The 17,157-nt window shown below is 48.3% G+C and carries 17 protein-coding genes; 9 read left to right on the top strand and 8 right to left on the bottom strand.

Annotated elements, in window-relative coordinates; all coding sequences use genetic code 11:
• Positions 1-444: a response regulator gene (locus ABD880_RS17550; protein WP_345169083.1), complete on the top strand. Its 444-nt coding sequence runs from the start codon at positions 1-3 to the stop codon at positions 442-444.
• 92 nt (positions 445-536) lie between these two features.
• On the opposite strand, the gene ABD880_RS17545 is transcribed toward ABD880_RS17550, so the two are convergent.
• On the bottom strand, positions 537-1,142 hold the full coding sequence (locus ABD880_RS17545) for a ribonuclease HII (protein ID WP_345169080.1): 606 nt from the start codon (positions 1,140-1,142) through the stop codon (positions 537-539).
• A gap of 923 nt (positions 1,143-2,065) precedes the next feature.
• On the opposite strand from ABD880_RS17545, the gene acs reads away from it, so the two are divergent.
• Entirely contained in the window at positions 2,066-3,964 is a 1,899-nt protein-coding gene (gene acs, locus ABD880_RS17540; RefSeq protein ID WP_345169077.1) for an acetate--CoA ligase, read from the top strand.
• Between the two features lie 104 nt (positions 3,965-4,068).
• A complete protein-coding gene (locus ABD880_RS17535; protein WP_345169074.1) occupies positions 4,069-4,335 on the top strand; it encodes a GNAT family N-acetyltransferase in 267 nt (88 codons plus the stop codon).
• A 175-nt stretch (positions 4,336-4,510) separates the two neighbouring features.
• Here the strand turns inward: ABD880_RS17535 and ABD880_RS17530 are convergent, their stop codons facing one another.
• Positions 4,511-4,804: a LysM peptidoglycan-binding domain-containing protein gene (locus ABD880_RS17530; protein ID WP_345169072.1), complete on the bottom strand. Its 294-nt coding sequence runs from the start codon at positions 4,802-4,804 to the stop codon at positions 4,511-4,513.
• A gap of 201 nt (positions 4,805-5,005) precedes the next feature.
• On the opposite strand from ABD880_RS17530, the gene ABD880_RS17525 reads away from it, so the two are divergent.
• The 4 genes from ABD880_RS17525 (at position 5,006) to ABD880_RS17510 (ending at position 8,181) form a co-directional block, all read left to right on the top strand.
• Positions 5,006-5,431 (top strand): lipocalin family protein, encoded by a 426-nt coding sequence (locus ABD880_RS17525; RefSeq protein WP_345169069.1) that lies wholly within the window; start codon positions 5,006-5,008, stop codon positions 5,429-5,431.
• Between the two features lie 419 nt (positions 5,432-5,850).
• Positions 5,851-6,633, top strand: a complete 783-nt coding sequence (locus tag ABD880_RS17520; RefSeq protein WP_345169067.1) for a class I SAM-dependent methyltransferase — start codon at positions 5,851-5,853, stop codon at positions 6,631-6,633.
• Positions 6,634-6,642: 9 nt separating this feature from the next.
• Positions 6,643-7,527 carry a UbiA family prenyltransferase gene (locus ABD880_RS17515; RefSeq protein WP_345169065.1) on the top strand — a complete coding sequence of 295 codons (885 nt, stop codon included), beginning with the start codon at positions 6,643-6,645 and terminating at the stop codon, positions 7,525-7,527.
• A gap of 57 nt (positions 7,528-7,584) precedes the next feature.
• The gene (locus ABD880_RS17510; protein WP_345169063.1) at positions 7,585-8,181 is read left to right on the top strand and encodes a hypothetical protein; all 597 of its coding nucleotides are present in this window, start codon (positions 7,585-7,587) and stop codon (positions 8,179-8,181) included.
• 26 nt (positions 8,182-8,207) lie between these two features.
• Here the strand turns inward: ABD880_RS17510 and ABD880_RS17505 are convergent, their stop codons facing one another.
• From ABD880_RS17505 to rho, 3 genes are all read right to left on the bottom strand, one after another.
• Positions 8,208-8,567 carry a DUF2200 domain-containing protein gene (locus tag ABD880_RS17505; RefSeq protein WP_345169060.1) on the bottom strand — a complete coding sequence of 120 codons (360 nt, stop codon included), beginning with the start codon at positions 8,565-8,567 and terminating at the stop codon, positions 8,208-8,210.
• Positions 8,568-8,721: 154 nt separating this feature from the next.
• Complete coding sequence (locus ABD880_RS17500; protein WP_345169058.1) at positions 8,722-9,090, bottom strand: hypothetical protein; 369 nt, start codon at positions 9,088-9,090, stop codon at positions 8,722-8,724.
• Positions 9,091-9,399: 309 nt separating this feature from the next.
• Positions 9,400-11,259: a transcription termination factor Rho gene (gene rho, locus ABD880_RS17495; RefSeq protein WP_345169056.1), complete on the bottom strand. Its 1,860-nt coding sequence runs from the start codon at positions 11,257-11,259 to the stop codon at positions 9,400-9,402.
• Positions 11,260-11,537: 278 nt separating this feature from the next.
• On the opposite strand from rho, the gene serS reads away from it, so the two are divergent.
• The gene (serS, locus tag ABD880_RS17490; protein WP_345169054.1) at positions 11,538-12,815 is read left to right on the top strand and encodes a serine--tRNA ligase; all 1,278 of its coding nucleotides are present in this window, start codon (positions 11,538-11,540) and stop codon (positions 12,813-12,815) included.
• 756 nt (positions 12,816-13,571) lie between these two features.
• On the opposite strand, the gene ABD880_RS17485 is transcribed toward serS, so the two are convergent.
• Both ABD880_RS17485 and ABD880_RS17480 read right to left on the bottom strand, forming a co-directional pair.
• Positions 13,572-14,597: a glycosyltransferase family 9 protein gene (locus ABD880_RS17485; RefSeq protein WP_345169052.1), complete on the bottom strand. Its 1,026-nt coding sequence runs from the start codon at positions 14,595-14,597 to the stop codon at positions 13,572-13,574.
• A 123-nt stretch (positions 14,598-14,720) separates the two neighbouring features.
• Positions 14,721-15,338, bottom strand: a complete 618-nt coding sequence (locus ABD880_RS17480; protein WP_345169050.1) for a hypothetical protein — start codon at positions 15,336-15,338, stop codon at positions 14,721-14,723.
• 527 nt (positions 15,339-15,865) lie between these two features.
• Here ABD880_RS17480 and ABD880_RS17475 point away from each other — a divergent pair.
• Positions 15,866-16,321, top strand: a complete 456-nt coding sequence (locus ABD880_RS17475) for an energy transducer TonB (RefSeq protein WP_345169048.1) — start codon at positions 15,866-15,868, stop codon at positions 16,319-16,321.
• Between the two features lie 186 nt (positions 16,322-16,507).
• Here ABD880_RS17475 and ABD880_RS17470 read toward each other — a convergent pair whose 3' ends face one another.
• The gene (locus tag ABD880_RS17470) at positions 16,508-17,101 is read right to left on the bottom strand and encodes a hypothetical protein (protein WP_345169046.1); all 594 of its coding nucleotides are present in this window, start codon (positions 17,099-17,101) and stop codon (positions 16,508-16,510) included.
• Between the last annotated feature and the right edge of the window lie 56 nt (positions 17,102-17,157).

Here is a 17,157-nt window from a genome sequence, read left to right as displayed (position 1 = left end):
ATGAGTGAATCTCAAGCCAGTATTTTGTTAGTGGAAGATGATTACCTGGATGCCATGAGCGTAGAGCGTGAACTACGTAAAATCAAGGTGATGGCCCCGCTACACAAAGCCAAAAACGGACGCGAGGCCCTGGCCATGCTCCGCGGCGAACCAGGCACTCCCAAATTAAGCCCTTTACCAACCGTTGTGCTTTTAGACATCAACATGCCCCGCATGAACGGCATTGAATTCTTACAGGAAATACGTAGAGACCCCAGCCTGTCCAACTTAAACGTGTTCATCATGACCACTTCTAACGAAGACTCTGACCGCCATGCGGCCCAAGACCTGCGCGTGAGCGGCTACATTGTAAAACCACTTTCTTTTGACTCCTTTGGCGAAGGCGGCTCTGGCATTGACTCCTTTAGCCTGTTCCTGGACCTCTTGAAAATGAAACCGCAATAGGCACGTCCTATTTTAGCATAAAAAAGGCGTTTTTGGCCTGTTTCCCAAGAAACACGCCAAAAACGCCTTTCTGTTTATACGTTGATTGCTACTTACAAAAGCTCCAAGGAAGGCATTTGTTCGGCCAATAATTTAAAGGTCATTCTATGATGGGCAGTGGTACCGTACTGAGCAATGGCTGCACGATGGGCTTTGGTAGGATAACCCGCATTCTGCCCCCAGCCATAAAAAGGATGCTGCTCACCCAGCTGTCGCATGAGGTCATCCCGGTGGGTTTTGGCCAGGATAGACGCCGCCGCAATGCTAAAATAGCGCCCATCTCCTTTAATCATACACGCATGCGGAATCTCTCTATATGCTTTGAACCTGTTGCCATCCACTAGTAAATATTCTGGCACTACGGTCAATTGATCCACGGCGCGGTGCATGGCGGCAAAAGAGGCATTGAGGATGTTGATCTGGTCAATTTCCTGAGGTGAGACTTCGGCCACCGCCCAGTGAATGGCTTCTTTGCACACTTCTTCGCGGAGCAGGTTACGCTGCTTGGCAGACAGTTGCTTAGAGTCTGTGAGCAGGGCATGGTGGTAGTCGGGTGGCAGGATGACGGCCGCCGCTACCACTGGCCCGGCCAGGCAGCCTCTCCCCGCCTCGTCCAGTCCCGCTTCTAAAATCTTACCACTATGGTTGGCAATCAGCATGAGCTTTCTTTATTTTCAATGCGAAGGTAAAACAGCGCTTCTCTAGAAATAATTCGAGGTAAAGATACGCAGAAGGGTCTACTTATCTATCTACCATGAACCGCCCCATTCCCTTAAAAGAGATGCTGCTGGCAGGACTGACATAGCCGCAGACGCTCGCAGGTGCTGCCGGACTCTACTTGTTTAGTCCTGAGTCATGAGTCTTTAGTCTGAAAGAGCTCCTTTCCTCTCCCTACCCCTCCCGAAACAAGTCCGGGATCTTCGACTTCAAAGGGGACGGAATGCGCAGCCTGAAGCCAGCGCTTCAGGGCAGTTGCAAACTGCCCGCCATCATGGGTCCAAGTCAAAGACTTGAACAACCATGGCCACGTGCAAGCAGATAGTTACAGCCGTGCGGCAGCACGCATGACTCTGCAGCGACAGTGTCAGTCATCACCTGCAAACAACCAATCAACCATCCAGCCTATGCAGAGAGGAACCAGAACCAGTCTTGGCTCTGAGCGCCTCTGTTGTTTCGTCGTCTGAAAGGCGGGGCCAAAGGCCCAGAGTACAACAGCAGTGCGAAGGGCCAAGACGGGGCCCCGCGGCCTTGAGCGCTTAGCGGACAAAATGCAACTAGAATGGTAGTGCGCACCAGAAAGAGCGGTCTTACTCAGGGAACTGCCAACAGCTAGTACTCAAGTCACCTCAGAAAGTCACAAGTGTTACATCCGCACCAAAAAAGAAAAGCCAAAGAGGCTGTCATGCACCTTGGCGAGAACCCCAACCACATCAAGGACATCCCGCCATTTCAAATCCGTTTTCAGCCTACTTTCTCAGAAACAGCCTAAAAACGCACCCATCTCTTCACTAACTCCGTCTTAGTATTGGCACTTTACTGAGAAAATCTAACTTTAAGCGACCAAACACCACCCTACTAACCTATGGACTACCGCATCAGATCAATGGAAGAGTACCAGGCTGCGTACCAAAAAAGCGTGGACCAGCCTGAGCAATTTTGGGCAGACGTGGCCGAGAACTTTACATGGCGTCAAAAATGGGACAAGGTCTTGGATTGGAATTTTGAGGAGCCTAACGTGAAGTGGTTTGTAAACGGCAAGCTCAACATCACGGAGAACTGCCTGGACCGTCATTTGGAGAAACGCGGCAACAAACTGGCCTTAATCTGGGAGCCGAATGACCCCAAGGAGCGCTTCATCCGGTTCACGTACCGCGAGTTGCACGAGAAGGTCTGCCAGATGGCCAACATCTTAAAGCGCAACGGCGTGCAGAAAGGCGACCGCGTGTGCATTTACATGCCTATGATCCCAGAGCTGGCGTTTAGCGTGCTGGCCTGTGCGCGCATTGGCGCAGTGCATTCGGTAATCTTTGCAGGGTTCTCACATACGGCCATGGCCGATAGAATCAATGACGCCCAGGCCAAGATAGTCCTCACCTCAGATGGTTTGAACCGCGGGCCTAAGCAGATCCCGGTCAAGCGCGTAGTAGATGAAGCCTTGGTAGACTGCCCCAGCGTAGAGAAAGTAGTGGTGGTAGACCGCATAGGCTGGGCCGTGAACATGGTAGAAGGCCGTGACGTCTGGTACCATGAAGAGCTGGAGCACGTGGACAAGAACTGCCCAGCAGAAGAAATGGACGCCGAGGATCTGTTGTTCATCTTGTATACTTCGGGCTCAACGGGCAAGCCCAAAGGCGTGGTGCACACCTGCGGCGGCTACATGGTCTACACAGATTATACCTTCCGGAATGTATTCCAGTACGAGGAAAGTGACATCTACTGGTGCACCGCCGACATTGGCTGGATAACCGGTCACTCCTATCTGCTCTATGGGCCGCTATTGTCTGGTGCCACAACCTTGATGTTTGAGGGAGTGCCCACGTTCCCAGACCCGGGCCGTTTCTGGCAGGTGATTGACAAATTTGGCGTGAACATCTTCTACACCGCCCCTACCGCCATCCGGTCTTTGATGGCGGCTGGTTTGGACCACGTCCTATCCTATAGCCTGGACTCCTTGAAAGTGCTGGGCTCAGTGGGCGAACCTATCAATGAGGAAGCCTGGCATTGGTACCATATTCACGTGGGCAAAGAGCGCTGTCCGGTGGTAGACACGTGGTGGCAGACGGAGACCGGCGGCATCATGCTTAGTTCCTTGGCCAACATCACGCCTACCAAACCTAGTCACGCGGGCTTCGCGCTGCCGGGCGTGCAACCCATTCTCATCAACCAGGAAGGCCAGGAAATCACGGAGAACGAGCAGGAAGGCTACCTGTGCATGAAATTCCCGTGGCCGGGCATCATCAGGACCACCTACGGCGACCATGAGCGCTGCCGCCAAAGCTATTTTAGCACCTATAAAAACCTGTACTTTACCGGTGATGGCGCCAAGCGCGATAAGGGCGGTTTATGGCGCATCATTGGCCGCGTAGATGATGTAATCAATGTGTCGGGGCACCGTTTTGGCACTGCCGAGATTGAGAACGCCATCAACCAGAACCGGCACATTGTAGAAAGCGCCGTGGTGGGCTACCCCCATGACGTGAAAGGCCAGGGCATCTACGCCTTTGTGGTCTGTGGGGAGGAGGCACCCACCAATGAAGAAAACCTTCGGGCCGAGGTCATTGAAACCGTGGTGGACCAGATTGGCAAAATTGCCAAGCCAGACAAGATCCAGATTGTGACCGGCCTGCCTAAGACGCGTTCTGGCAAGATCATGCGCCGCATTCTACGCAAAGTAGCCGAAGGCGATGTTTCTAACCTAGGCGATACCAGTACCCTGCTGGACCCGCCGGTGGTAGATGAGATTGTAAAAGGAGCCTTGTAGGCTCCTTTTTTCTTCCTCGCCTGGGCCACCTATACCCCATGGGCTAACCTTTTACCTGAAACAGGGTACAAGCAGGAACATCTTTCCATTTAAACTACCCTATCATGGCCTTAGATATAAAACACGACACAGAAAACCAGCAGTTCACTGCCTATATGGACAACCAGGAGATTGGCGAACTGGCCTACGCCCTGCCAGCAGACAAGGTGATGGATTTTCAGCATACCTACATTGAGGACCAATACCGCGGCAAAGGCCTGGCCGGAGAACTGATTCAACACGGCCTGGACCACGCCAAACAAAACGGTTTTGAGGTACGCGCTACCTGCACCGCCGTGGCCACCTACTTAAAGAAGAATCCGCAGGCGTAAGCAGAGCACACGTCTTGTAGAATAGTGAGAGCCGTTTTTGGTCTGTTTTCTGGAAAACAGACCAAAAACGGCTCTTTTGTTAGCACTTAAGGCAGGGCATAAAAAAAGAGCCTCAGTGCTCACACCGAAACTCTTTTTCCAAACAAACCTACAAAGAAGCTTTTTGAATGTCTTGCTATCTAGGAATGATTAACTTTTGACCTGGGTGGATCAAGTTAGGATCCTTAACCTGGTCTGTATTGGCTTGGTGTATTTTGTGCCACTGCTGGGCGTCGCCGTACACGTGCTTGGCTATTTTAGACAGAGAGTCACCGCTCTGAACGGTATAGTATTCAGTGGCTGGATTAGCCGCCGCCCCTGCCGCCGGTGTTTGGGCCACGTTGGGGTTATTCTTGAAAAAGTCATTATTGGCGGCTGGCTTTGCGGCCGGCTTTTCTTCGCCTTTCTTTAAAAAATCAAACAGTCCCATAGTTGTATTTCTAGTTTAGTACGTAGTTATCCAGCGCGCGCCTTGATGATAGCCTACTGGTTTACACTTCTTTTCTTACGAATGCACACGTCCTTTGTTAGATTTATTTAGTAGAACTGTGCGGTAAATACCACGTAAGTAGTATCTCAGTTTGCCAATTACGCAAGCTTGCATACAACTAGAAACCACAACCCAACAACTATGAAAAAGTCAATTGCATCAAACTTCACAAAACTACTCACCTTGGTGATGGCCCTTACCTTTACGGCGTTCACGTTTAGCTGCGGCGACAAGAAAAACGAAGGCGGTGACTCCAGCATGATTTCTGGCACTACCAGCAAAATCTGGAAAGCTGACAAGGAAACCACCGCTGCCGGCGACAAAGACAAGCTGACCTCTGCCGAGAAAGAAGAGCAGATCCAGTTCTTTGCCAACGGTAACTTTACACAGACATCTAACAGCCAGTCGGCCAACGGTACCTGGACCTATGACGCCAGCACCAAGACCTTGAGCCTTACCTACGCCAACAACAACGTAAGCGAGAACTTCACGGTAACGGAGCTTTCTAAAAACGACTTGAAGCTACAAGCCCCAGACGGCTCTACCCTTGAAATGGAAGCCGAATAATTAAAAAGCCCACACATAAAAAGCCCGCTCTGTCTTTGTACACGGCGGGCTTTTTTAATGAGTGAATGGCTTGAATGTGCTGAAAGTTTAATGTGCTATTGGGATAGATGTGAAAATTTGGAAATGTGAAGATGTAATTGACTATCCCTGCTTCAAGTTTATAACTTGGAGCTACCTATATCGCAAGTTTTCAACTTGCGTAGGACTTTGAAGGAAGGACCGAGTGTTGAAAAACTTGCATGATGGTAATCATTAGTTGAAAACTTGCGCCAGAAATCAGGCAAAAGTTGGAGCTGTTTTTAGGCTATTTTCCAGAAAACAGGCTAAAAACAATTCCTCCGGTTTTTACTTATCACCTATAAATTGCCTTACTTCAAACTCTCCCATTACGCATACATTACATCCTGTTCAATCTCCTCATGAAACACCGCTGGCACTTGATGGAACTGGAAGACCAGGCGTGGTTTCCGCATATGGTGAGACAGGGCATGATGGATGTGTTACGGTTCTTGATTACGGCGCTGGGCATTTACAAACCAATAGTGCCCTTGTTGTTAAAAGCACTGAGGCAAACCAATCAAAGTAAAATCATTGACTTGTGCGCGGGTGCAGGCGGTGGCATTCTGCAAATTTGGGAGGAACTGGAAAAGCAAAGCGGTCAGCCCATCAACATCACCGTCACAGACAAATTCCCGAATGTAGAGGCTTATCAGTTTCTGCAGGCGCAGTCAAAGGGTGCTATTACGTATGCTGAGGAGGAAGTAGATGCCACAGCGGTGCCGGTAGCGTTAATAGGGTTCAGAACGGTGTTTTCAGCGTTCCATCATTTTAGGCCTGAGATGGCGCAGAAGATTTTGCAGGACGCCGTGCGCCAGAACCAAGGCATTGGGGTCTTTGAGGGCGCCAGCAAGAAGTGGCATGAGTTGCTGCTGGTCTGGTTGGTGTTTCCGTGGGTAATTCTCTTGATTACCCCGTTCATCAGGCCCTTTACCTGGAGCCGACTTTTCTTTACCTATTTGGTGCCGTTGATTCCGTTGGGGGTAGTATGGGACGGGACGGTCTCTATCTTGCGCATGTATACCCCAGAGCACCTGCACGCCATGGTCCAGAAGTTAGACGCGCCGCACTATACCTGGCAGATTGGCCGGGCCAAGCACTGGAGCGGCACGGGCGTGTTGTATTTAATAGGCTATCCTTCGTAAACTGCTTCCATGAACCCATCCCTGTCTAGCGCCTGGCGGCTGTTGCGCATCCCGTTCTCGCTGTTCTTGATGCCCATTTTCTGGTTTGCTTTAAGTGCCACGCCTAATGTGTCTGTCTGGCGCGCAGCGGCTGTGTTCTTCATTCTGCATTTATTGGTGTACCCGGCCAGCAATGGTTACAACTCTTACTATGACCGTGACGAGGGCAGCATTGGAGGTCTTAAGAATCCGCCGCAGGTCACGGAGTCTTTGTATTGGCTGGTGTTGGCGTTTGATGTGCTGGCTTTGGGGTTGTCTTTGGTCCTTTCCTGGCAATTTGCGGTGATGGTGCTGGTGTATTTGCTGGTGTCCAAGGCCTACAGTTATGAGGGCATCAGGTTGAAGAAATACCCTTTTCTGAGTACGGTGGTGGTGGTGCTTTTTCAGGGGGCATTCACGTTTTTGATGGTGCAGGTGGGCAGTGGCGTGCCTTTAGAAGAGGTTCAAGACTATACCAATCTGCTGTTGGCCTTGGTAAGTTCTCTTTTCTTGTGCGGCTCTTACCCACTCACGCAAGTGTACCAGCACCAGGAAGACGCCCGCCGCGGTGATGTAACGTTGAGCCTCCTTTTAGGCCTGACGGGTACGTTTCTATTTGCGGGCATTAGTATGTTGCTAGCCACCAGCGCCTTGCTTTACACTTATTTCCTGAGAGGCCAGAACATGCACAGTCTCTTGTTTCTGCTGGGCACTTTCCCGGTGATTTTGGTTTTCATGCGCTGGGTGTTAAAAGTTAAGAAAGACGCCAATACGGCAGATTTTGAGCATACCATGCAGATGAACAAGGTCTCTAGCCTAAGCATGAGCTTTACCTTCGTGCTTATTCTGGCTTGGCAAATCTGGCACTTGGGCTAAACCGGTAAACAGCCACGCTCCAACTGCGTACATGCTTCTTTACCTAGCTTCCTTTGTATGCGTACCCTTCCCTTTGTTTGCCTTTTGTCACTGCTGGTTGCTTGTGAACCAGCCGCCCAAGAAACCGCTACCAATACTACCCAATCAGAAGTTTTAGAAACAACACCAGGAGGCAAAAGAGGCAAAGCCCCGGTATTGAAAATCGTGCAGCGTACGCATACATTTTCCTCCACTACCCAGCCAGATTATTTTAGACTGGTCCTCACCGGCGACTCTATTACAAATGGCAAGGTGCTGTTTACCATTACCTCCATAGACGGGCAGAAGATTTATGAAGAGCAGTTTCCCGCCGCAGACTTAGAGGCCGCCATGGTGTATGAAATGAAAACGCCCACCGCTTCCAGAACCGACCGCGAAGCCTACATTTTACGCCGCATGGAGGAGTTCGTCCAGCCAGATGATTTCGTGACGCCTGCCATTCCGGCGTCCATGCGCGCAGATACGTCCTTCGTTTCTTTGACTACTTTTAGAACCATTCAGGCCAATCCTTCGGCTATTGGGTTTAAGTACTTGTTAGGCAAAGAAGACGGCCGTTTGTTGGTGTATGACCCCAGCCAGAAGAAAGCGGTGCGGTACGGGAGTTTTGGTGGGTGATGTAATATTGATGGTTGTCCTTACGCCTATCTCAGAATCTTCTCTAGCTTCTTCCCCTTAGCTAGTTCATCAACCAACTTGTCTAAATACCGAACTTGTTGCGTTAATGGGTTCTCAATTTCTTCTACTCTGTAGCCGCAGATGACGCCAGTAATGAGATGCGCGTTTGGGTTAAGCTTGGCGTTTTGAAAAAAGGTTATAAACGCCACTTTTTGGTCAATCTGTTCTTGCAGTTCTTTCTCTGCATAGCCCGTTAGCCATTCAATCACTTGGTGCAGTTCTTCTTTGGTTCTGCCTTTCTTTTCTACTTTGGTCACATAATGCGGATAGACCGAGGCAAAGGTTAATCTCGCTATTTTGGCGTCGTGTTCAGGGGTTGTAGTCATTGTATGGTATTCTTTGTTGAATTTCCCTTCTATACTATTGAAGTTTCATTCAATCTCACAGCTTAACTTGTATTGATTAAGTTATAACGTACTAAGCTAAACGACGGGCGAGGCCGTCGGCCGAAGGCTGACGTTTAGCTGTTGTTAGGGGTAGTTATTTTTTCTCAACAAAAGTTACTTTTTCTTTGGTTGTGGTATTGTGGTAGTCGGTGGAGATAAACGTTCTTCTTTTCTTAATCATTATTCTTTCAATACCTGTTTCGTAGTGAACGAGTCCATATTCTAACTTAAAATTAGTATCTGCTTCTCCAAATTTTAGTGTTCTTTCCCTCCCCTTGTCGAAATACTTTCCAACCCCGTACCACAATTGCCCGTCATCAGTACTATAATAATGTTTGAAAGTGCCATTTTCATAAAAGACATATTTGTTGCTGAACATGAAAGCATCCTTCTGATGAAAAGTGGAGCTATCTTGTCCAAACAATTTCAATGAGATTAGTAGAGTACCTATTATTAATTTCATTGAATCTATAATTTAAATTACCCCTAACTACTGTATAAACGGAGTTATTCGGCTTATCTGCACTATGGGTGCATCAAAATATCCGGTTAATTGTCAAAAATGACAAATAAGCCGAATAACCTAACCGAATATACTATAAGTCCTTAGACATTAATCTCACTTTTTCCGTTTTCAACCTATTTTCCAGAAAACAAACCAAAAACGGAAACCCCAAAAACTAAGAAGGCCTTGCAGATTTCTCTGCAAGGCCTTCTTAGTTCAGCAAAACTTCTTGTGTCTTGCGTCTTATGTCTTGTGTCTCAAAAAAGACTAGCTGTTCATGGAGATTAAGAACTCGTCGTTGTCCTTGGTGCCTTTCATGCGGTCTTTCAAGAACTCCATGGCTTCTACAGAGTTCATGTCAGACATGAACTTGCGCAGAATCCAAACACGGCTCAGTTCGTCGCGGTCCATCAACAAGTCTTCGCGGCGGGTACCAGACGCAGGAACGTCAATGGCAGGGTACACACGCTTGTTGGCTAGTTTTCTGTCTAGTTGGAGTTCCATGTTACCAGTACCTTTGAATTCTTCAAAGATCACTTCGTCCATTTTAGAACCGGTCTCAATCAAGGCAGTGGCAATGATGGTCAATGAACCACCGTTCTCAACGTTACGCGCCGCCCCGAAGAAGCGCTTAGGCTTGTGCAAGGCGTTGGCATCCACACCACCAGAAAGAATCTTTCCCGAAGATGGCACCACGGTGTTATAAGCACGGGCCAGACGCGTGATAGAATCCAAAAGAATCACTACATCATGACCACACTCTACCATGCGCTTGGCTTTGTCTAGCACAATGCTGGAGATTTTTACGTGACGGTCGGCTTGCTCGTCAAAGGTAGAGGCAATCACCTCGGCTTTTACGCTACGGGCCATGTCAGTTACCTCTTCCGGGCGCTCATCAATCAAGAGAATCATCAGGTATACTTCTGGATGGTTCTCGGTGATGGCGTTGGCAATCTCTTTCAGCAAGACGGTTTTACCAGTCTTCGGCTGGGCCACGATCAAACCACGCTGTCCTTTACCAATAGGCGCGAACAGGTCCATGATGCGGGTAGAGTATTGGCTTGACTTGGTCGTCAGTTTCAGGCGCTCCTCTGGGAACAAAGGCGTCAAGTGCTGGAATGGAATACGGTCTCTGATCTCCTCCGTAGTACGGCCGTTCACAGAATCCACTTTCAAAAGAGCGAAGTACTTCTCGCCTTCTTTCGGGGCACGCACGGTACCTTTCACGGTATCACCGGTCTTCAAACCAAATAATTTGATCTGCGACGGAGACACATAGATATCATCTGGGCTGGCCAGGTAATGGTAATGAGCAGAACGCAGGAAGCCGTAGCCGTCTTGCATCAACTCCAGAACGCCCTCATTGGCAATAACGCCGTCAAACTCTCTAAAGTTAGGCTGGTTCTGCTGTTGGTTGCGGTTCTGATTTTGGTTTTGGTCGCGACGGTTGGTTTGCTGGTTGTCGCGGGTATTGGACTGGTTGTCGCGGGGTTCGCGGTCACGGTTGTTGTTGTCTCTTGGCTCGCGGTTGCTGTTGTCACGCGGTTGTTGCGCTTCTCTTGGCTCGCGTTGCTCTCTTGGTTCACGTTGTTCTCTTGGGGCGCGTGGCTGTTGGCCTTCGCGCGGCTCGCGGTTCTGGAACTCACGCGGCTGTTGCATGCGGTTCTCGCGCGGCTCGCGGGCTTCGGTGCGCGGGGCGGCCTCAGCGTTGTCAGAGGCGGGCTCTGGGCGGGCGGCTCTTTGCTCGCGGGCCTCGTCTGTCTTAGGAGTGCGCTCACGCGGGGCGCGGGCTTCTCTTGGTGCGCGCTCAGGTCGTTCTGCGCGGGCCGGACGCTCTGCCACCTGGGCTGGGCGGGCCTCCTCGGCTACCAGGGCCACTGGCGCTTCGGCTAGGGCTTCCACCAGTTCTTCTTCCTGTTGCACGGCTACGCCTTCAGCCTCTGCGGGTGCAGCGGCCGCTTTATATTTCTTGGGGAGTTTTTCAATAGGAGTGACAGCCTGCTGATCTAAAATCTTGTAGACCAATTCTTGCTTGCTGAGCTTCTTGAAGTTGGTGACACCGAGGTTTTCGGCAATTTCTTTGAGCTCTGAAAGAAGACTTTCTTTCAACTCTTCAATGTTGTACATAAATAGGTAATTAGCTATTCGATTTTAAAAGACATAGCGGTTGCGAGCGCAACGGTCAGGCGAAAAATCAGGAAATTTTATGGTAGTGAATTGGGTAATGAAGAACCAGGATGGCGGTCTCACTGAAAATGTACTGCAATGTTAGGCAGCCTCGTTCTAAATTACAAGCAATACGAGCGTTTTTATATATTATGTTACGTTAATTATGATAAAAAAGTGGCGCTTGCCGTAGCCTATTCAAAATATTCTATTTTTGTGAGCAGATAAACCGTCTTACCATGTTACAAATACCCGTTTTACGCGAGAACACCGCCCAAGTACTAGCCGGTCTAGAGAAGAGAAACTTTAAGAACGCCGCCCAAGAGGTTCAGTCCATCATAGACTTAGACCAAAAGCGCCGCACCTTGCAGACAGAACGTGACGAGCTGTTGTCACGTGCAAACTCTCTAGCCAAAGAGATAGGCGGCCTCATGAAAAACGGACAGAAAGACCAAGCCGAGCAGTTGAAAACTGAGACCGCCGAGCTGAAGCTAAAGACCAAAGCCCTGGACGAAGAGGTTCAGCAACTGCAGAATGACCTTCAGCAGGCCCTCTATAAAATCCCGAACGTGCCGCATGAAAGCGTGCCCGCCGGCAAGTCTGCTGAGGACAACGAGGTGGTTTTGGAGCACGGCGCCATTCCAGCGTTGCCAGAGAACGCGTTACCGCACTGGGAGTTGATTAAGCAGTATGACATCATTGACTTTGACCTGGGCAACAAGATCACCGGCGCGGGCTTTCCCGTGTACAAAGGCCAGGGTGCGCGTCTGCAACGCGCCTTAATCAACTTCTTCTTAGACGAAGCCATCAAAGCCGGCTACTATGAAGTACAACCGCCTATCCTAGTGAACGAAGCCTCTGGCATTGCCACCGGCCAGCTCCCTGACAAAGAAGGCCAGATGTACCATGACAAGGCAGACAACTTGTTCTTGATCCCAACTGCCGAGGTGCCCATCACCAATTTATACCGCGATGAGATCATCCCAGAAGGGAAACTGCCCATCAAAAACGTAGGCTACACCCCTTGCTTTAGAAGAGAAGCCGGTTCTTGGGGCGCCGATGTGCGCGGCTTGAACCGCCTGCACCAGTTTGACAAAGTAGAGATTGTACAGATACAGGCCCCAGAAAAATCCTATGAGGCCCTTGATGAAATGAGCCAACACATACAAGGCCTGTTGCAGAAATTAGAGCTCCCTTACCGCGTCCTGCGCTTATGCGGCGGTGACATGGGCTTCACCTCTGCCCTCACCTATGACATGGAAGTGTACTCTGCCGCCCAAGGCCGCTGGTTAGAGGTAAGCTCTTGCTCTAACTTTGAAACCTACCAGGCCAACCGCTTAAAACTGCGCCAACGCACCGAAGGAGGAAAGCCACAGCTCCTGCACACCTTAAATGGAAGCGCCTTAGCCCTGCCACGCATCGTGGCTGCCTTGCTAGAGAACAACCAAACCCCAGAAGGCATCAAATTGCCGAAAGTGTTGCATTCTTACCTGGGCTTCGAGATGATCACCAAATAAATCGTTATTGGTTATTGGTTGCTCGTTCTTCGAGATGATATATGATAAGGAGGCAGTTACGGCAACGTGACTGCCTCTTCTTTTTTCGGAGCAGGATTTACAGGATTAACTGGAGGTTCAGGATTGCATAAGTTTACACCTCATCGTAGAGACCAGGCACCGCTTTATCTCCCGCCTGAAAGGCGCTAAACACATTGCAACGTCTCCACCGGCAGTCCGCCTGCCGACCGACCTTGCGCAGGGCAGCCCTGGCTGTGCGCCCGGAGCATGGGCAGGGACCGGGCAGTGGCCTATCACCTGGCAGAGGCGTAAACGGACTATGAAACGAATCACATTGGCCAGGTGCACAATCCGAAGAAAAGACTGTCTGAGCGGCAGCGAGTTTCTTTTCTTCTTGATTCTTTTGGTTACTTTTCTCATCAAGGAGAAAAGTGACAAACCTGGGCAGAAAGCAAGAACAGGGATAATTGGATGGAAGGAGTTGGGAGGTAAAGGCTTGGCCGGCAGTCTGGGTCGTTGGTGATAACACCAACAACGGCCGGCGGCATTGACCAATTGATGTATACACCCCTCTACGCTCCCCTCAAGGGGAGAATCCACGTTCGGTCATTCCTTTTGGTCATTCCTTAAGAGGAGAGTCTGCGTTTAGCCAAGGGGATTGCCTTCCTGGACGGGACCGTTCTCAACGATCAGCAATTAACAAAAGACAATCATAACCGTTTTTGGTCTGTTTTCCAGAAAACAAGCCAAAAACGGCTATGCTTGAGAAGACTGGCCTAGGACAGGCAATGTAAAATCAAACGTCTGCTCCCGCATACACCTAAAGTGACGCTCAGGACATTTTGAATAGCCAATCTTAGAGCAAGGCCGGCAATACAGGTTCTTCACTTCCAGCACTTCAAAATCCTGGGTGTACGGGTACATGCCGAACTCCGGAACGGTGTTTCCCCAGATGCTGTAAATCTTCTTCTGGAAAGCGGCCGCAATGTGCATTAAGCCGGTGTCATGACTAAAGACGGCGGTGGCCTGGCGCACTAAAGAGGCAGAACCGTTCAAGTTATATTGACCGCAGGCATTAAAGATGACCGTGTTTTGCGTAGGGTCTGCCTCACGCTGACTTTTGCACGGTTCCGTCTGGAAGTACATGTCCACCATGTGCCCAACGGTCATGTCTTCTTTGCCTCCTAACAGGATGATTGGGCCGTTGATTTTCTCGCAGAGTTCAATGAGCCGGTCTACCGGAAGGCGTTTTGTGTAATGCTGGGCGCCAATGGCAATGGCGTAGTAGCCTTTCTGGTGCGTGGAGGGGAGCGTGCCAAGGTCTACCTCATCTTTTTCTGGGATGAAATAGTCTAAGCCTTTCTTGTCATTGGTCACCCCCAAAGAGGCGGCTGTAGCCAGGTACCTATCTACAATGTGCACCTTGGGCATGCGGTTGATCTTGAATTTGACCAACAGCCACTTCTCTAAGTTAAGTTTGTCAAAACTTTTGGAAGGTTTGCCTAAACGGGACTTTAAAATGCGGGTGCGCAGGTTGTGGTGCAGGTCCAGGACCAGGTCGTAGTTTTCGGCTTTGAGTTGGGATAGCAGGTCTTTGAGCGAATGCTCCAGACAGAACACCTTGTCCACGTAGGGGTTGCTGGCAATAATGTTCCTGAAAGCGGCTTTGGTACAAAAATGCACCTCGGCGCCGGGCACCTGCTGTTTCACGCACCTGATGACGGGCGTGGTGAGCACAATGTCACCTATAGAAGAGAACCGGATGATGAGGATTTTTTTCACGAGCAACCGTTTTAGCTTCGGCAAAGGTACGCGTCTTGGTACTTAAACGGAAAACAGTTAGGCGCAAAGAGTTTTACACGTCCATTTTAGGCTGTTTTCTGGAAAACAAGTCAAAAACGAACATTACCTTCTACGCATACTGACTACAGAGAGCACAATGGCCATCGCCGACAGCCCAATAGCCAGGTAAGCCAGGTAGTCTTTGGAAGAGACGGGTTGTACCTTTTTCTGTTGCCTGTTTCTGTAGGCAGTGAGTAAGGCGTATTCATTCACCCAGTTTTTAACTAATGTAATTTGATGCAAATTTTGATACTCCTCATAGTCTATAGAAGCATTCGAGGCTTTCTCTAGAACTAATGGAGGAGTAGAAGTAGTTAACCCCGTCAACTCTCTTGATATACCACACAAACTTATTTCTATCAGTTTACCTTCAACAGAATTTGCATAGATAATCCAAAAACCTTCATTGGGGATTATAAGGCAACCGCTTCTTTGGCTGTCGCCGGTTAGAATTGAATCTGCTTTAATATCACCTTTAAATGCATCAATAACTTTTAGCGTAAATGTCTTCTCATTAGACCGTATAACTTCTCCTAAAAAGATAAACTCGGTTCGATTTATATTTTTCTTAACACCGGGCAACCAATTCTCTTCTTTTACCCTTGGGCAATCGCACGCCAATGCTTGGCCGCAAGCCAAAGTCATTATATAGAAAATGAAAAAAGTAAAGAATCGCTTCATATAAAAGATGTTGTTTCTGAACAGATGCAGGAATCTTAACTTTCCATAAGGCAAACACCTTTTATGATATAGCCTCAGTCGTTTAAGAGCGGCCTTACTATTCGTTTTTAGCCAGTTTTCTGGAAAAGAAGCTAAAAGTGGAGCACGTCCTTCCCTTACCTTGCGTACGCCAAGGCCTTGGTGAATCTTTTTAAATAATTTTAGAGTAAGATGTTTGTTGTTTATATAAAATTACTATATTTAATCCGTAAGATATTTATTGGAGAGAGAACAAGAGGGCCAATAAGCTGGCTGAAGGCTGCTCAGAGAGGAAGAAAGCGCGAGAAAGGGGCGCAAAGTGCTGGAAAGGTAAATTTCTTTAACAAGAAGTATCTGCTAATGTGTGTATTTGACGCATAGGAGCATATCAAGAAAAAAATCAAATAAGATAGATAGCCATTATTATATGTTGTTAAGGATTTATCTATCTTTGTGCCTGCAAACACAGAATACCAACTGGTAAACTATTTATACTCGATTAAATCAACATGAAATCTCCAATTTCTACTTTGAAGCGCCTTTTCTTACTAATCGCTTTAATTGGTGGTGCCTTTACTGCCGAAGCCAGCTCTAAATCTTTGGTCATGGTCTCTGACTCTGCCATGATTTATGACAAGGTAGAGCAGATGCCGGTGTTCCCAGAAGGTGAAAAAGGTCTGGCCAAGTTCATGAAGGACAACTACCAAGCCCCAGAAAGCTTTACAGCCAGAGGCAGCGGAGGAACCATCATTGTACAAGTAGTGCTAGATGAAAAAGGAAAAGTTAGGTTAAGAGATACTAAAATCATCAAGACCTTAGGTTACGGTTCTGATGAGCCTCTTTTGAAGACTTTGAGTAGCTTACCTGCCTTCACCCCGGCCTTGGTCAACAACCGCGCCGTCCCATACAGAATCACTTACACCATTGGGTTAGACGGTTCAGGCAGAATCAACTCCATTAGATAATAACACAGCATTTTAGGTGAAGATATAAAGCAAGAGCGCCAGATGGGAAACCGTCTGGCGCTCTTGCTTTATATCTGGTATTTTATTGTTGTAGGAGATTATGGGGTGAAAAAAGGTTGAAGTGGTTTTCATAACAACGTATGACTGCCCTAAAACTCATCTACTTATAAAAGAATATGCCTTATTCTACCTTTCCGCTGGCTTTTTTATTTTACCGTCCGCTAAAACTTGGTATACTACCTTACCCGTTGTCATTTTCATGCTGCCCTCCACAACATCCATTTCTTCTTCATTAATATCCCACCGCTTTACGGTGTCAAGAACATAGATTGTCTTATCGGGGTTAAACGTCAAATGCTCAATTGCTTCATAGCCCATGTCTTGGCCACTCTTGTCGTAAAATCCTGTCGAGTCAATTTTATTGCCCTTTCTATCATAGGTAGTGAGGAAGGGAACAAGTCCCCAATCACCGTTAGAGCAATCAATAATCCCAATTGTTTCCTCGTCTTGATAAAAAATCCCCAATGGTTTAATTGCCCATTTGTATTTATATTTTTCGAAAGCATTTTTATCGAAAGCGTTTGAAACATCAGGGAACTGTGCCAGTGGGTTTATTTCTAAAGGCAGAGGAATCTGGTTAAGGGTAGAGATGTATTTCTTGAAATCAGACGTATCCTGTGCTATAGCTTTCTCAGGCTTAGTTGAGCTTTCTTTTTGAGTAGGGCTGTCACAACTCCAAAGAACTGATAAAAGGAAAGTGCCTACAACTATTTTTCTCATGATCGCTTTTTATCTTTCATACCCCTTTATTTAATAAGGCAGAGTATAGATAATGA

It is taken from the genome of Nibribacter koreensis, from assembly GCF_039541795.1.
In the GTDB taxonomy this organism is placed as follows: Bacteria; Bacteroidota; Bacteroidia; order Cytophagales; family Hymenobacteraceae; genus Nibribacter; species Nibribacter koreensis.
The sequence above is the reverse complement of the archived record's forward strand: the minus strand, read 5'-3'. Positions and strand labels throughout refer to the sequence as shown.

What these genes read in the sequence shown, in the direction of transcription:
- ABD880_RS17515 (WP_345169065.1), top strand. Translation starts at nt 6,643, where the DNA reads ATGAACCCATCCCTGTCTAGCGCCTGGCGGCTGTTGCGCATCCCGTTC.
- ABD880_RS17510 (WP_345169063.1), top strand. Translation starts at nt 7,585, where the DNA reads ATGCGTACCCTTCCCTTTGTTTGCCTTTTGTCACTGCTGGTTGCTTGT.
- ABD880_RS17505 (WP_345169060.1), bottom strand. Translation starts at nt 8,567, where the DNA reads ATGACTACAACCCCTGAACACGACGCCAAAATAGCGAGATTAACCTTT.
- ABD880_RS17500 (WP_345169058.1), bottom strand. Translation starts at nt 9,090, where the DNA reads ATGAAATTAATAATAGGTACTCTACTAATCTCATTGAAATTGTTTGGA.
- ABD880_RS17470 (WP_345169046.1), bottom strand. Translation starts at nt 17,101, where the DNA reads ATGAGAAAAATAGTTGTAGGCACTTTCCTTTTATCAGTTCTTTGGAGT.
- ABD880_RS17550 (WP_345169083.1), top strand. Translation starts at nt 1, where the DNA reads ATGAGTGAATCTCAAGCCAGTATTTTGTTAGTGGAAGATGATTACCTG.
- ABD880_RS17475 (WP_345169048.1), top strand. Translation starts at nt 15,866, where the DNA reads ATGAAATCTCCAATTTCTACTTTGAAGCGCCTTTTCTTACTAATCGCT.
- ABD880_RS17535 (WP_345169074.1), top strand. Translation starts at nt 4,069, where the DNA reads ATGGCCTTAGATATAAAACACGACACAGAAAACCAGCAGTTCACTGCC.
- rho (WP_345169056.1), bottom strand. Translation starts at nt 11,259, where the DNA reads ATGTACAACATTGAAGAGTTGAAAGAAAGTCTTCTTTCAGAGCTCAAA.
- ABD880_RS17480 (WP_345169050.1), bottom strand. Translation starts at nt 15,338, where the DNA reads ATGAAGCGATTCTTTACTTTTTTCATTTTCTATATAATGACTTTGGCT.
- acs (WP_345169077.1), top strand. Translation starts at nt 2,066, where the DNA reads ATGGACTACCGCATCAGATCAATGGAAGAGTACCAGGCTGCGTACCAA.
- ABD880_RS17530 (WP_345169072.1), bottom strand. Translation starts at nt 4,804, where the DNA reads ATGGGACTGTTTGATTTTTTAAAGAAAGGCGAAGAAAAGCCGGCCGCA.
- ABD880_RS17525 (WP_345169069.1), top strand. Translation starts at nt 5,006, where the DNA reads ATGAAAAAGTCAATTGCATCAAACTTCACAAAACTACTCACCTTGGTG.
- ABD880_RS17545 (WP_345169080.1), bottom strand. Translation starts at nt 1,142, where the DNA reads ATGCTGATTGCCAACCATAGTGGTAAGATTTTAGAAGCGGGACTGGAC.
- serS (WP_345169054.1), top strand. Translation starts at nt 11,538, where the DNA reads ATGTTACAAATACCCGTTTTACGCGAGAACACCGCCCAAGTACTAGCC.
- ABD880_RS17520 (WP_345169067.1), top strand. Translation starts at nt 5,851, where the DNA reads ATGAAACACCGCTGGCACTTGATGGAACTGGAAGACCAGGCGTGGTTT.